Origin of the sequence: Nocardioides islandensis, assembly GCF_015352455.1 — a bacterium.
GTDB lineage: Bacteria > Actinomycetota > Actinomycetes > Propionibacteriales > Nocardioidaceae > Nocardioides > Nocardioides islandensis.
Genome location: NZ_JADKPN010000004.1, coordinates 250,268 through 264,412, shown reverse-complemented (window position 1 = coordinate 264,412; position 14,145 = coordinate 250,268). Strand labels below are relative to the sequence as shown.

Annotated in this window: 7 protein-coding genes; 5 read left to right on the top strand and 2 right to left on the bottom strand. The window is 71.1% G+C overall.

The window, feature by feature from the left end:
- Positions 1 to 55: 55 nt before the first annotated feature.
- A complete protein-coding gene (locus ISU07_RS10020) occupies positions 56 to 2,947 on the bottom strand; it encodes a M4 family metallopeptidase (RefSeq protein WP_194706634.1) in 2,892 nt (963 codons plus the stop codon).
- A 137-nt stretch (positions 2,948 to 3,084) separates the two neighbouring features.
- Complete coding sequence (locus tag ISU07_RS10015) at positions 3,085 to 6,312, bottom strand: M4 family metallopeptidase (RefSeq protein WP_194706633.1); 3,228 nt, start codon at positions 6,310 to 6,312, stop codon at positions 3,085 to 3,087.
- A gap of 202 nt (positions 6,313 to 6,514) precedes the next feature.
- Here ISU07_RS10015 and ISU07_RS10010 point away from each other — a divergent pair, with 202 nt between their 5' ends.
- The 5 genes from ISU07_RS10010 (at position 6,515) to pgsA (ending at position 14,023) form a co-directional block, all read left to right on the top strand.
- On the top strand, positions 6,515 to 9,118 hold the full coding sequence (locus tag ISU07_RS10010) for an FtsK/SpoIIIE family DNA translocase (RefSeq protein ID WP_194706632.1): 2,604 nt from the start codon (positions 6,515 to 6,517) through the stop codon (positions 9,116 to 9,118).
- Positions 9,115 to 10,767: a helix-turn-helix domain-containing protein gene (locus ISU07_RS24765; RefSeq protein WP_194706631.1), complete on the top strand. Its 1,653-nt coding sequence runs from the start codon at positions 9,115 to 9,117 to the stop codon at positions 10,765 to 10,767. The genes ISU07_RS10010 and ISU07_RS24765 overlap by 4 nt, the downstream gene beginning before the upstream one ends.
- A 190-nt stretch (positions 10,768 to 10,957) precedes the next feature.
- On the top strand, positions 10,958 to 11,950 hold the full coding sequence (locus ISU07_RS10000) for a hypothetical protein (RefSeq protein ID WP_194706630.1): 993 nt from the start codon (positions 10,958 to 10,960) through the stop codon (positions 11,948 to 11,950).
- Positions 11,951 to 12,041: 91 nt separating this feature from the next.
- A complete protein-coding gene (gene rimO, locus ISU07_RS09995) occupies positions 12,042 to 13,421 on the top strand; it encodes a 30S ribosomal protein S12 methylthiotransferase RimO (RefSeq protein ID WP_194706629.1) in 1,380 nt (459 codons plus the stop codon).
- Complete coding sequence (gene pgsA, locus ISU07_RS09990) at positions 13,418 to 14,023, top strand: CDP-diacylglycerol--glycerol-3-phosphate 3-phosphatidyltransferase (protein WP_194706628.1); 606 nt, start codon at positions 13,418 to 13,420, stop codon at positions 14,021 to 14,023. The genes rimO and pgsA overlap by 4 nt, the downstream gene beginning before the upstream one ends.
- Positions 14,024 to 14,145: the final 122 nt, after the last annotated feature.

Genomic DNA, 14,145 nt, shown 5'->3' with positions numbered 1-14,145 from the left:
GGCCCTCGTGCCTGCTGGTCGAGCAAGGCGCGCCAGCGCCCGTCACGAGACCAGGTCAGCCCTCGCGCGAGGAGGACTCCTCGCGAGCAGCGCCTGCCTGGTGCGGCTTGCAGGTGGAGACGACGACGTTGTCGACGTACCACCCGAACAGACCGCCACAGCCGTCGCGACCCATGTCGAAGCGCACCTGGATGGTGTCGCCCGGAGCCACGCCCGCCGCCGACAGGTCGACGATCGTCTGGCCCCACTTGGTGGTGACCTTGCCGCCGTCGGTGCCGGTCCAGGCGCGCTGGCCGGCCTTCGGGTTGGTGTTGCCCGCCGCCGCCGTGAGCAGCGTCGAGTTCGGCCCGTTGAAGGCGTAGGCCGCCGTCGGGACCAGCGTGAAAGCCCCGCCGTTGACGGAGATGCTCACGTTGCCGCCGTCGACGTTGAACTCGCTGGCGATCGTGTGGTCGAACGTCAGCCGCGGCGACTTCTGGGGTGCCCCCGGGATCAGGATCGACGGGCTGGTGATCCAGTCCCGGCTGGACGCGTCGCCGGCGCCGTTGCTGCACACGCCGTCGTCGGTCGCCTGGCCGTAGGCCACGGCACCCTGGTGGTCGGGAGCGTCGGTGGTCGTCCTCCACGGGAAGCCGATGCCACCGGGGAACTTGATCTCCTGGCCCGCCGTCCACTGGCCCAGGCCCGACCCGAAGCCGTCGCTCCACACGACGTTGCGCTTCGTGCCCGCGCCGCAGGTGCCCGGAGTGTCCTGCCTGAAGAGCGGCTGGAAGTTGCACTGCGTCGGCTCGCGGCGCAGCTCGGTGGCGGCGATGACGTTGGCCACCTGCTGGCAGTCACCCGCGGCGATCGGCGTCGCCGGCTGGGGCGTGCCGTTCTCCGCGACCTGGACCTCGTTGATCGGCTGGTCCACGAGCGCGCTGCACGAGGCGACCAGTCCGTCGGCGAACTCCGGGAAGCCCGAGGTCGGCGTCAGGTAGTGGGTCTGGTTGTAGAACCACAGGTTGGCCGCCTTGTCGAGGCCGAGGCCGGTGACGTTGACGCCGTTGTAGCTGCCGCCGTCGACGAGCAGGGCGTAGGCATGGTTGGGCACCCCGCTGTTGGAGTGCACGCCGCCGGCGTCGGAGGTGTCGCAGAAGTACTCCGCGTCCGACACCTTGCCCGGGTCGCCGAGGCAGGTGGGCTGCCACATGTCGCGGATCGCCCCGCCGAACGCGGTGGACTTCTCGGCCACCAGCCAGCGGTAGGAGTCCGTGCGGGTGCCGCCGTTGTCCTTCAGCGTCACGTTGACCGGTCCGGTGCCGAGCGCGGTGACGATGCGGTTGCGGTCGGACAGCCGGATGAGCACCGCCGGGATGGTGATCGTCGGGTCGGCACCGGCCATGCCGGCCACCACGTCGACGTTGTTGCCGACGACGACGCCGATGGCGCCGGCGTTCTGGGCGTTCTTGACCTTGATCGCGAAGCCGCACGACCCGCGGTCGACGAGCGCGACCTTGCCCGCGACGGTGGCGGGGTTGGTGATCACCGTGCAGGCGTCGGTGGTGCTCGGGCCCGTGGCGTCGGCGGCATCCAGCGCCTGGACGATGTCGCCGGTGACGCCGGTGGCGTCGACCTGCGGTCCGAACGCCGCGGCTCCGGCCTGGCAGACCTTCGCGGCGGACGCGGGCGAGTTGATGACCACGACGGGCAGCGCGGGGCTGTGCGTCGAGCACGCGTTGTCGGCGCGCTTGGCGGTCAGGTCGCCCTCGCCCTCGTCCTGCTGGCCGTTGGCCAGGTCGACGGTCTCGCCCCACACGTCGGAGTAGGACTCGTTGAGCGCTCCCGGCTGCCACTGGTAGATCAGCCCGGACGTGTACTCGGTGTAGGCGTGGCCCCACTCGTGGGCGACCACGTCGTCGGACGTGACGCCGTTGCAGTAGTTGGTCGTGACGCCGTTCCAGTTGGCGTTGGGGCAGTTGATCCGGCCGTCGTTGTTGACCGTGGTCATCGAGTGGCCGAGGCCGTCGTACGAGTCACGGCCGAAGGTGTCCTTGAAGAACCAGTAGGCCATGCCGGTGCCGGTGACCTCGCGCTGCTGGTCGGCGTTGAGGGTGCCCGGGAACGGGTCACCCTCCTTCCAGACCTCGTGGAACGTCGAGGGGTCGCGGCTGCCGTTGGCCTCGATGAGGTGCCGCTCGAGGGCGTCGGCGGCCATCGAGTAGCGGTTGACCGGCTTGCCGGTCCGGGCGTCGACGAACACCATGTCGCGCACGTTGGCGCGGTTGGTGACCTCGACCATGTAGGTGAGCACCGCACGGCCGGCCTCGCCCTTGACCGCGCCCATGCGGTAGACGACGAGCCGGGTGTGGGCGGCCTGCAGGCCCTTCACACTGCCGGCCTTGCCGGTGTCGGACGTCGGCGGCTGCTGGCGGACCAGCGCCACGGCGTGGCCGGCGGCCACCTGCTTGCCGATCGCCGGGGTCGTGCCGAGCCGGAGGTTCGGTGCGACGAAGCCGTTGACCGACGTCAGCCGGCCGTCGCGGTCGAGGTTCGCCATCAGCCGGGCGCCGAAGACGGGGACGCCCCGGTAGTGCTGGGTGAACGACACGGTCCAGCCGTAGCGGTCGGACTTGACGCCGGAGCGGCGCAGCTGGTCGGCGGCGGCGCCGAACGCCGCGGCGTACGTGCGGACGTACGTCGCCGCCTTGCGGCCGGCGGACGCCCTCGAGTCGGCGGTGCGGTCGGGCATCAGGTCGCCCGAGGTGCGCACCATGCCGACGGCGCCGGTGGCGCGCTGGCGGGTGAGCCGGACGGCCCCGTCGGCCTCCGCCTTCATCCGGCCGATGGTGGTGTCCGGTGACGAGGCGGCGGCCGGTTGGCCGACCGCCGTGCTCTGGAGCGCCGGGACGGCCGAGAGGGCCGCTCCCGCGAGCGCCAGGCTGAGGACAAGCCTGATAGGTCTCACATTTCCTCCCGAGATGGATCAGTGGTGAGGTGGGTCACCCTAGGCGGCGGTGCCCGCGAGGTCCACGTCGGCCCCGGGTCCGGACATGCAACGAGGCCCCGCCGGACGGATCCGGCGGGGCCTCGATGGTCAGGTCGTCAGGCGACGATCGTGATGGTGAAGCGCTTCTTGCTCTTCAGCGTGGTGGGCGATCCCTTGTACTTCGCCACCAGCTTCTGCTTGCCGACCTTGAGGTTCTTGGTGACCGTGATCGTCACCTTCCCCTTGACCAGCTTGCCCTTGCCGATCTTCACGCCCTTGTAGAGCAGCACGACGCGGCCCTTCGGGGTGGTGCCGGCCGCGGTCACCGTGACCTTGATCTTGAAGTCCTGCTTGAACGTCGGTGCGTTCTTGGGCTTCTTGACCTTGGTGACGGTCACCGCCTTCACCGGCGGCGTGGTCGTCGGCGTGGTGGTAGGCGCGGGCGGGGGCGCCACCGTGGGCGTCACCGTGGGGGTGCCGGTCGGGGTGCCGGTCGGGCCACCCACCGGAGTGCAGACGACGACAGCGATGTCGTCGACGTACCAGCCGTCGTTGCCCGTGCAGGAGTCGCGCCCGTTGGCGATGCGGATCCGGATGGTGTCACCCGGAGCCACGCCCGCCGCGGCCAGGTCGACCTGCGAGGTGCCCCACGTGCCGAACACCGAACCGTTGTCCGACCCGCTGAAGCCGGGCTGGCCCGCGAGCGGGTTGGCGTTGCCCGCCGCGAGGGTGGTCAGGTTCGTCGGCGCGTTGAACGTGTACGCCGCCGCGGGGATGGGCGTGTAGGCCGACCCGTTGACGCGTAGCTGCACGTTGCCGCCGTCGAAGCCCGCCTCGGTGGCGATGTACTGGTCGAACGACAGCTTCGGCGCCACCCCGTCGGCCGGGATCACGATGTCCCCGCTCGCCAGGAAGTCCGCACCGGTCGGGTCCTGGGTGGCGCAGTGGACGTCCGGGTCGGGACCCTTGGCCACCTTGCCGCCGTGTCCGGCAGGCGCGTCGACGGACTGCCACGGAAGGCTGTTGCCGGTGCTGCTCGCGTCCCAGCCGGCCAGGCCGTCCTCGAAGTCCTCCGAGAAGACGGTCGTGAGGTTGGTGCCGGCCCCGCACGTGGTGGCGGGGTCGCCGGGCTGGAGCAGCGGGCCGAAGCCGCACTGACCGGTCGGGTCCGCACGGAGCTCGACCGCAGCCACGGTGTTGGTGACCTGGGCGCAGTCCGCCGACGTGATGAGGTCGGTGGCCGTCTGCGTGTCGTCCGCGGCCGTGCTCAGCTGGTTGATCGGCTGGCCGACCAGGTCGTCGCACGAGTCCTCGAGAGCGTCAGCCAGCTCCGGGAACCCACTCACGGGCGTGAGGTACTCGGTCTGCGCCCGGTAGTAGATGTTGGCGGCCTTGTCGAGCCCGATGCCGGTGACGGCGACGTTGTTGTAGGTGCCACCGTCGACCAGCAGCGCGTAGCTGTGGTTGACCACGCCGGAGTTGCCGTGCACGCCGCCGTTGTCGTCCTCGGAGCACTTGTACTCCGCGTCGGACACCTTGCCCGGGTCGCCGTAGCAGGTGGGCGCCCACATGTCGCGGATGGCGCCGCCGAACCCGTCGGACTTCTCGCCGATGAGCCAGCGGTAGGAGTCGAACCGGGTGCCGCCGGCGTCCTTGATCGTCACGTTGACGGTGTCGCCGCCGTTGATGGCCGAGCGGATCGCCTCCCGGTCGGTGAGACCGATGCTGACGGTCGACACGATCGCGGTGTTGCCGTCACCGGACATGCCGATGGGTGCCGGGTCGCGGTTGCCGATGATCAGCGCGATCGCGCCGGCCGCCGTGGCGACGTCGGCCTTGGACTGGAACGAGCAGTAGCCGCGGTCGACCATGACGATCTTGCCGACCACGTCGGCGGCGTTCGTGTAGGGCGAGCAGCCGTCGGTCGTCGTGCCGGGCGCCGGGTTGTCCGGGGTCACCGGCTCGATGGTGTCGACGGCCAGGGCCACGTCACCGGTGATGCCCGTGGGCGTCAGCGGGGCGCCGAACGACGCGCCGCCGGTGAGGCAGTCCTTGGCGATTGCCGCCGGGGCGTTGATCGTCAGGAGCGGCAGCGCGGAGGAGTGGGTGGAGCACTGTCCCACGGGACGCGCGGCGTCGATGTCGCCCTCGCCCTCGTCCTGACGGCCGTTGATGAGGTCGATGGTCTCGCCCCAGATGTCGGAGTACGCCTCGTTCATCGCGCCGGGCTGCCACTGGTAGAGCAGGCCGTCGGTGAACTCGGTGTAGGCGTGGCCCCACTCGTGCGCGACCACGTCGTCGGAGGAGACGCCGTCGCAGTAGTTGGTGGTCGAGCCGTTCCAGTTGGCGTTCGGGCAGTCGATGCGCGGGTCGTTGTTGACCGTCACCATCTGGTGGCCCGCGTCGTCGTAGGAGTCGCGGTTGAACGCGTTGTGGAAGAACCAGTAGGCCTCCTGGGTCGAGTCCTCCATGTTCTTCTGGTCGGTGTTCAGCTTGTTCTGGGGCTGACCCTCCTGCCACACCTTCTTGAACTGGATGGTGCCGTTCGGCTTGAGGCTGGCCTCGTAGAGAACGCGGAACAGCGCGTCGTCGATGAGGGAGTAGCGGTTGATCACCTTGCCGGCGTTCGCGGTCACGAAGACGACGTCGCGGACGTTGCGGTTGTTGCTCACCGTCACCTGGTAGGCCAGCTCGGTGCGGCCCTTGTCGATGCCCTGGACCAGGCCGTGGCGGTAGACCACCAGCTTGGTGCTCACCGCCTTGATGCCCTGGGTCGACAGGTGGCGGCCGTCGACGCCCGGCGGCTGGGCGCGCACGAGCGCGACGGCGCGGGCGGCAGCCTCCTTGCGGCTGGTGTCGCGGCCCAGCGAGAGACCCTTGACCGGGGCGAGCACGCCGTTGACCGACGTGAGGTTGCGGTGCCGGTCGAGGTGCACCCGCAGCATGGACCCGAAGACCGGGACGCCGTGGTAGCGCTGGACGTAGGTGACGGTGGTGTAGCCGAGCTTGTCCGTGGCGACGCGGTCGCGGACCAGCTGGGCGCGCGGGGCGCCGAAGGCGCGGGAGTACTGCCGCAGGAACGCGTCGGCCTTGGCGGCCGGCTTCGCGTGGCTGGCAGGGAAGAGGTCGCCGTTGCGGCCCGCCCGGATCGACGAGGCCTGCCCGGTGGCGCGTGCGGTGCTGACCTTGATCGAGCCGCGCGCTCCTTCCTTGATGCGCGAGAGGAGCGTGGGCTCCTTCGCCGCGGGTGCGTTCTGGGCGGCCGACTGCTGCACGACCGCCGGAACGATCGTCAGCGCTGCGCCCACGAAGGCGAGGCTGACGACGTACCTGAGTGATTTCACGTGGTGCTTCCCCTCGAGGTGATGGGTGTCGACGGGGCGCGCCCGAGCGGCGGGTCCCCGGGCGAACCTTAGGAGGACACGGGGGTGTGGTCCAGCACCCCGCGCCGACTCGTTCGACGAAACGGGTCGGCGGGCTGGTCCACCGGCCGACACGGGTGTGTGGTCCGTGGGACAGGAGTGACGGTGGCATACGTTTGGTGTCATGGCGACCCGTACGTCTTCCCCGCCGGGTTCGCGGAGCAGGAGCACGTCCACGTCCGGCCGGTCCAGCAGCAAGGGACGGTCGGCCAGTGGCGGCTCGGGCACCCGGACACGGAGTACGAGCACCGGCCGCAAGCGGCGGTCCTCGAGCAAGCGCGCGCCCACCCGGACGCGGCGCGCAGCCCCGCGCGCCGTCCGCAGCGGGCCGGGTCCGGTCTTCCGCGCGTTCGCCGCTCTCGGCCGGGGCGTGGCCGCCGTGTGGCTGGGCATCGCCCACGCCATCGGCGCGCTGGCCCGCTCGATCGGCCGCAGCGCCCGCGACCTCGACCCCGAGCAGCGCCGCGACGGCGTGGGCCTCTTCGTCATCGGGCTGGCCGTCGTCGCCGCGGCCGCCGTCTGGTGGCAGCTGCCCGGCGCCGTCATGGAGTCCACCCGGACCGTGGTGGCCGGCTCGGTCGGCAAGGTCGGCTGGCTCGTCCCCCTGGTGCTCGTGCTCATCGGGTGGCGCAACATGCGCGACCCCGAGCGCAACGGCCCGGCCGGTCGCCAGGTCGTCGGCTGGGCGGCCCTCGCGTTCGGCGTGCTCGGGATCGTCCAGATCGCCAACGGCAACCCGCAACCGGAGCTGGGCGACTCCTCCGACCTCCAGCAGGCCGGCGGCGCGGTCGGGTACGTCGTCGCGTCGCTGCTGCTGGACCTGCTGCGGACGGCGTACGTCGTCGTCCCGCTGCTCACGCTGCTCTGCCTGTTCGGGGTGCTGGTCATCACCGCGACGCCCGTCTACCAGGTGCCGTCGCGGCTCGGCGCGCTGCGCGACCGGCTGCTCGGCCGCTCGCGGCCCGAGGGTGAGGACGCGCTCGACGAGGGCGAGCCCACCCAGCCGATCCGGGTGCGCGGCTCGCGCCGCTCTCGCGTCGGATCGATGAGCGACACAGGCATCGACCCGGAGATGGGCGACCCGGCGTACGACTCGCCGGTCCTGGAGGACCGTGAGATGCGACGGCGCGGCCGCAAGAAGGACGTCGACGCCGACGTGACGGCCGAGGTCGCCGCGGTCGACGAGTCCGACGGGGGACTCGAACCCCCGCCCCACACGCCTCTCCCGCAGCGCGTCGAGCAGCTCGCGCTGTCCGGCGACATCGCCTACTCGCTGCCGGCGAACGACGTGCTGCGCGCGGGCTCCCCGCACAAGGCGCGCTCCAAGGCCAGTGACGAGGTGGTCGAGCGGCTCACCCAGGTGATGGAGGAGTTCGGCATCGACGCCCAGGTCACGGGCTACACCCGCGGGCCGACGGTGACCCGATATGAAGTGGAGGTCGGCCCGGCCGTCAAGGTCGAGAAGGTCACCGCGCTGTCGAAGAACATCGCCTACGCCGTCGCCTCGGCGGACGTGCGCATCCTGTCGCCGATCCCGGGCAAGTCCGCGATCGGCATCGAGATCCCCAACGTGGACAAGGAGATCGTGTCGCTCGGCGACGTGCTCCGTTCCGGCACCGCACGCTCCGACCACCACCCGCTGGTGGTCGGTCTCGGCAAGGACGTCGAGGGCGGGTTCGTGGTCGCCAACCTGGCGAAGATGCCCCACCTGCTGGTCGCCGGCGCGACCGGCTCCGGCAAGTCCAGCTTCATCAACTCGATGATCACGTCGCTGCTGATGCGGTCCACGCCGGACGAGGTACGGATGATCATGGTCGACCCCAAGCGGGTCGAGCTGAACGCCTACGAGGGCGTGCCGCACCTGATCACGCCGATCATCACCAACCCCAAGAAGGCCGCCGAGGCGCTGGCGTGGGTCGTGCGCGAGATGGACATGAGGTACGACGACCTGGCGAACTTCGGCTTCCGCCACGTCGACGACTTCAACAAGGCGGTGCGCGCGGGCAAGGTGACGGTGCCGCCCGGCAGCGAGCGCGAGGTCACGCCGTACCCGTATCTCGTGGTCATCGTCGACGAGCTCGCGGACCTGATGATGGTGGCGCCGCGCGACGTCGAGGACGCTATCGTCCGGATCACCCAGCTCGCGCGGGCCGCGGGCATCCACCTGGTGCTGGCGACCCAGCGACCCTCGGTCGACGTGGTCACCGGCCTGATCAAGGCCAACGTGCCGTCGCGGCTGGCGTTCGCGACGTCGTCGCTGGCCGACAGCCGCGTCATCCTCGACCAGCCCGGTGCGGAGAAGCTGGTCGGCCAGGGTGACGGGCTGTTCCTCCCGATGGGTGCCTCGAAGGCCGTGCGTGTGCAGGGCTCCTGGGTCACCGAGGCCGAGGTGCACCAGGTCGTCAAGCACTGCAAGCAGCAGCTCGGGCCGACCTACCGCGACGACGTCACCGCGCCGGCGGCGTCCAAGCGGGAGCTCGACGACGACATCGGCGACGACATGGACCTGGTGATCCAGGCCGTGGAGCTCGTCGTGTCCACACAGTTCGGGTCGACCTCGATGCTCCAGCGCAAGCTGCGCGTCGGGTTCGCCAAGGCCGGCCGGCTGATGGACATCCTCGAGAGCAGGGGAGTGGTCGGGCCGAGCGAGGGCTCCAAGGCGCGCGACGTGCTGGTGAAGCCCGACGAGATCGACGGTGTGATCGCGACACTTCAGGGGGAGATGTGACCGACTTCTGTGACGACGAGATCGTCGAGTTCGACGTGCCGACCGACTTCGGTCCGCTGCCGCGTCCGCTCGCGGAGCCCGATCCCGAGCCCGTCGTGGTCGAGGTACGCCGGCGGGCCGGGCTGGCCGCGCTCATCGGCGTGCTCGCGGCAGGCGTCGCGGCGCTGTACCTGACACGTGCCCTGGACTCCGGCTCCGGGCTGGCGTGGGCGGTGTTCTCGCTGTTCGGCCTGGTGGCGCTGGCGTACCTCGGGGTGCTCGTCGACGCGCGCACGCCGCTGCTGGTCGCCGACGAGCAGGGGCTCCGGCTGCGCACCGGCCGCACGTGGGCGGGGCTCACGTGGGGATCGCTGCGCCGGGTCGACGTCGTGGCGAGCCACGGGCTGCGCGACGGCCGACTGGTCGCCACGCCGCGCAACGCCGACCGACCGACGCTCGGCGTCCCGCTGTCGCTGTCCACCCGCGTCACGGGGACGACCGACCTGCTCGGCTCCCTGAGGTCACTGGCCGACGACGAGACGGAGGTGGGGGACGGCGGTCCTGTCGAGGAGGTCGAGCACCACCTCCCCGACCCGCGGCCGACCCTGGCCCACGGCATCTCGCTGGTGGCCGCCCGGCTGCGCAACCGGCCCGTCGACGAGCCGGCCTCCGAGGAGGTCCTGCACCCCGAACCCGTCGTCGTCGCGAGTGCCACCCCGTCGCCGCTGCGGTCGCTGGTGACCGGGCGGCGTACGGAGGTCACCCGCGAGCTCGTCCAAGGCGCCAACGCCCTGAAGGCGGACCTCGCGTCGACGTCCTCCTCCGCCGCGGGTCTGCCCGAGGCGTTCGAGCTGCGCCGCCCGGATGTCGACGACTGGTCGGTCCACGAGGACGTCCGCCCCATCGCCGTGCCGGGCGAGGCGCTCGAGACGGTCGTCATCGAGGACTTCGCCATCGAGCCCGCGGACGACCCGGTGATCGGACCGGAGTTCGCCGCCGCCCGTACGCGTCTCGGCCTCACGGTCGACCAGCTCGCCGAGCGCACGCGGATCCGCCCGCACGTCATCGAGTCCGTCGAGGCCGACGACTTCGTGCCGTGCGGCGGCGACTTCTACGCCCGCGGCCACATCCGCACCCTCGCCCGGGTCCTCGGCGTGGACGCGGCGCCGTTGCTGGCGTCGTACGACGAGAGGTACGCCGACGCGCCGGTCAACCCGCGCCGCGTCTTCGAGGCCGAGCTGGCCCACAGCGGCGGCATCAAGGCCACCCGGGGCGGGCCGAACTGGTCGGTGCTCGTCGCCGCCGTGATGGCCCTCGTGCTGGCCTGGTCGATCGCCCGCCTGGTGATGGACGGACCGGTCGACCTGCGCGACGACCCGGTCCTCAACGGCTCCGGCGGCCCCAACCACGGCGGTGCCGCCCTGGCGCCCGCCGTCCCCGTGGTGATCTCCGCTCCGGGCGCCGGTGCCCGGGTGATCGTCCGCGACGGCGGGGGCTCCGTGGTCTTCAGCGGCGACGTCGCCTTCGGCGCCTCGAAGACCCTCTCGGTCTCCCCGCCGGTCCGCGTCCAGGCCAGCGACGGCTCGGTCACGGTCTCGGTCAAGGGCGAGGACCGCGGCCCCCTCGGCACCTCCGGCTCCCCGGGTTCGGGCACGTTCGTCGTGCGCTGAGGCCGCTGTCGGTTCGTGCGATTTGGGTCATTCGACGGCAGCGATCCCCGGTCGACCGGGGATCGCTGCCGCGAGTGACCCGAGCAGCAGCTCCTCGACCCGGATTCGCCTGAGATCGAGGTCACTCGTCGTTCTCCACAGATGCGCGGGCACGGGTTCAGGTCTGACTGTCCCGGGGAGCATCAGGGTCATGGGGGAGAGCAGATGGGGAGTCCGCGCGCCGCGTCCGACGGGGCTCATCGCGCCGGTGCGCATCGATCCGCATGGAGTGACGGGACCGACCCGTGGCCAGACGCAGGGCAGGGACTGGGAGCGTACGTCCTCGGGGCTCTACGCCCCTGCGAGCAGGCTCGCCACGGTTGAACAGCGCATCATCGAGCAGGGCCACCGGCTCCGGGCCGGCGCGATCACCGGGTGGGCCGCCCTGCGGCTGTGGGGTGGCGGCTACTTCGACGGATGGGATCGTGACGGACGTACGCCGTTGCGCGTGCAGGTGGCTGCGAACGGCGATCGCCTACGGTCGGACGGCCGGATCGCAGTGACGCGGTCGGCGTTCGAGGAGGCAGACGTCGTCGTCGTGTGTGGCGTCCGTGTACTGCGGCCGGCGCCGGCGCTGTTCGACGAGATGCGGCGTACCGGTGAGCTTCGCGAAGCCGTCGTCGCCGCCGACATGGCCGCCGCTGCGAAGCTGCTCACGATCCACGAGATGCGGGCTCACGCAGACACCCGTCGAGGAGCGAGAGACCGTGCGCTCGTGCTCGACGCGCTCGGGCTCGCCGTGGACGACTCCTGGTCGCCGATGGAGACACGCCTGCGGCTGATCTGGGTCCTCGATGCTGGATGGGATCGCCCACTCTGCAACCCAGCCGTGCTGGACGGTGGCGACCGCCTGATCGGGCACCCGGACCTGATGGACTGGCGCTTCGGCGTGCTCGGCGAGTACAACGGAGCCGACCACCGCGGAGCCGAGCGGAGCAGGCGCGACGTCGGTCGCGAGGACAGGTTCCGTCGGGTCGGTTTGGAGCCCTTCACCGTCGAGGGCCGGGACATCGACGACGTACCCCTGGTGCTCGACCGGATGGCAGCGGCCCGGAGACGCTCCGGCGCTCTGCCCCAGCTGTGGTCGGTCGCCGCTACCGCCACGCGAGGTCGACTGACCCCTCTCGCACCCTGGCGACGCTGATTCCGATGGCTTTCAGGTCACTCGACGACGGAATACCCGGCCGACCGGTGATTCCTGCGCGAGCTGACCCACCCGTCATACTCGAAGCCCTATGCCTGCCACCCGCCAGTCCGTCGCGCTCGTGACCCTCGGCTGCGCGCGCAACGAGGTGGACTCCGAGGAGCTGGCGGGCCGCCTGGCGGCCGGCGGTTTCACGCTCGTCGACGACCCGGCCGAGGCCGACACCGTCGTGGTCAACACCTGCGGGTTCGTCGAGCAGGCCAAGAAGGACAGCGTCGACACGCTGCTCCAGGCGGCGGACCTCAAGGGCACCGGCAGGACCCAGCACGTCGTGGCCGTCGGGTGCCTGGCGGAGCGGTACGGCGCGGACCTGGCGGCCAGCCTGCCGGAGGCCGACGCGGTGCTGGGGTTCGACGACTACCCGGACATCGCGGCGAAGCTCAGCGGCATCATCCAGGGCGAGCGGCACGAGACCCACGTACCGCGCGACCGGCGCACGCTGCTGGCGATCTCACCCGCGCAGCGCCAGGACACGAAGCGGAGCATCCCCGGGCACGCGCCGGCTTCCCTGAGGATGAGGCTCGACAAGGGTCCGACCGCGAGCCTCAAGCTGGCCAGCGGCTGCGACCGGCGCTGCTCGTTCTGCGCCATCCCCAGCTTCCGCGGCTCGTTCGTCAGCCGCCGCCCGACCGAGGTGCTCGACGAGGCCCGTTGGCTGGCCGGCCAGGGAGCGCGTGAGCTCTTCCTCGTCAGCGAGAACTCCACGTCCTACGGCAAGGACCTCGGCGACCTCCGCCTCCTCGAGACCCTCCTGCCCGAGCTGGCCGGGATCGACGGGGTCGACCGCGTCCGCGTCTCCTACCTCCAGCCCGCCGAGACCCGCCCCGGCCTGGTCGAGGCGATCGCCCAGACCGACGGCGTCGCGCCGTACTTCGACCTCTCCTTCCAGCACGCCTCCGGACCGGTCCTGCGCCGGATGCGCCGCTTCGGCGACGCCGAGTCCTTCCTCGCCCTGCTCGACACGGTCCGCGCGAAGGCGCCGCACGCCGGCGTCCGCTCCAACGTGATCGTCGGCTTCCCGGGAGAGACCGAGGCCGACCTGGAGGTCCTCACCGACTTCCTGCAACAGGCCCGCATGGACGTCACCGGTGTCTTCGGCTACTCCGACGAGGACGGCACCGAGGCCGCCGGCTTCACCGACAAGCTCGACGAGGACGAGGTCCTCGCGCGCGTCGCGCACGTCACGGCCCTCGTCGAGGAGCTCACCGCCCAGCGCGCCGAGGAGCGCATCGGCGAGGTCGTCGAGGTCCTGGTGGAGTCGGTCGGCGACGAGGTCGTCGGCCGGGCCGCGCACCAGGGCCCGGAGGTCGACGGTACGACGAGCCTCGTCGACGCTTCCGACGTCACCGTCGGGCAGCTGGTCACCGCGGTCGTGGTGAGCAGCGAGGGCGTCGACCTGGTGGCGCGATGACCGAGGCGAGCAACTGGAACCTGCCCAACGTCCTCACCGGGCTGCGCATCGTGATGGTGCCGTTCTTCGCCTACGCCCTCCTCCACGACGGCGGCGACTCGGTCGGGTGGCGGATCGCGTCGTTCGTGCTGTTCGTCGGCGCGGCGATCACCGACAAGATCGACGGCGACATCGCCCGCGCCCGCAACCTGGTGACCAACTTCGGCAAGATCGCCGACCCCATCGCCGACAAGGCACTGACCGGGATGGCCTTCATCGGGCTCTCGATCGTCGGCGACATCTGGTGGTGGGTGACCATCGTCGTGCTGCTGCGCGAGTGGAGCGTCACGCTGCTGCGCCTGTCCATCCTCAAGCAGGTCGTCGTCGCCGCCGCGCAGTCCGGCAAGATCAAGACCGCCCTCCAGGCCACCGCCCTCGCGACTCTCTGCCTGCCGCTGCGGCAGGTCACCGGCGAGCCCTCCGAGACGGTCGGCACGCTGCTCTTCTACGCCGCCCAGCTGCTGCTGGCGGGCGCCGTCGCGATGACTCTCTGGTCCGGTTACGAGTTCTTCCGCGACGTCTGGCACCAGCGCGGCAACATCCGCCAATCGCCTGTTCGCTGATTCGTCACTTCTTGGCCGGGTGAGGTCCCCCCGCCCCCGGGTTAGGGTGACGGCGCCCACATCCGTCCAACGGGTGAGGTGCGCCTTCTTCCCCGCGGTGTCACGACCTGTTCTCGAGCGTT

Bases quoted from the DNA above. Each gene is read 5' to 3' on its own strand.
- ISU07_RS10010 (WP_194706632.1), top strand. From the start codon at position 6,515: ATGGCGACCCGTACGTCTTCCCCGCCGGGTTCGCGGAGCAGGAGCACG.
- ISU07_RS10000 (WP_194706630.1), top strand. From the start codon at position 10,958: ATGGGGGAGAGCAGATGGGGAGTCCGCGCGCCGCGTCCGACGGGGCTC.
- rimO (WP_194706629.1), top strand. From the start codon at position 12,042: ATGCCTGCCACCCGCCAGTCCGTCGCGCTCGTGACCCTCGGCTGCGCG.
- pgsA (WP_194706628.1), top strand. From the start codon at position 13,418: ATGACCGAGGCGAGCAACTGGAACCTGCCCAACGTCCTCACCGGGCTG.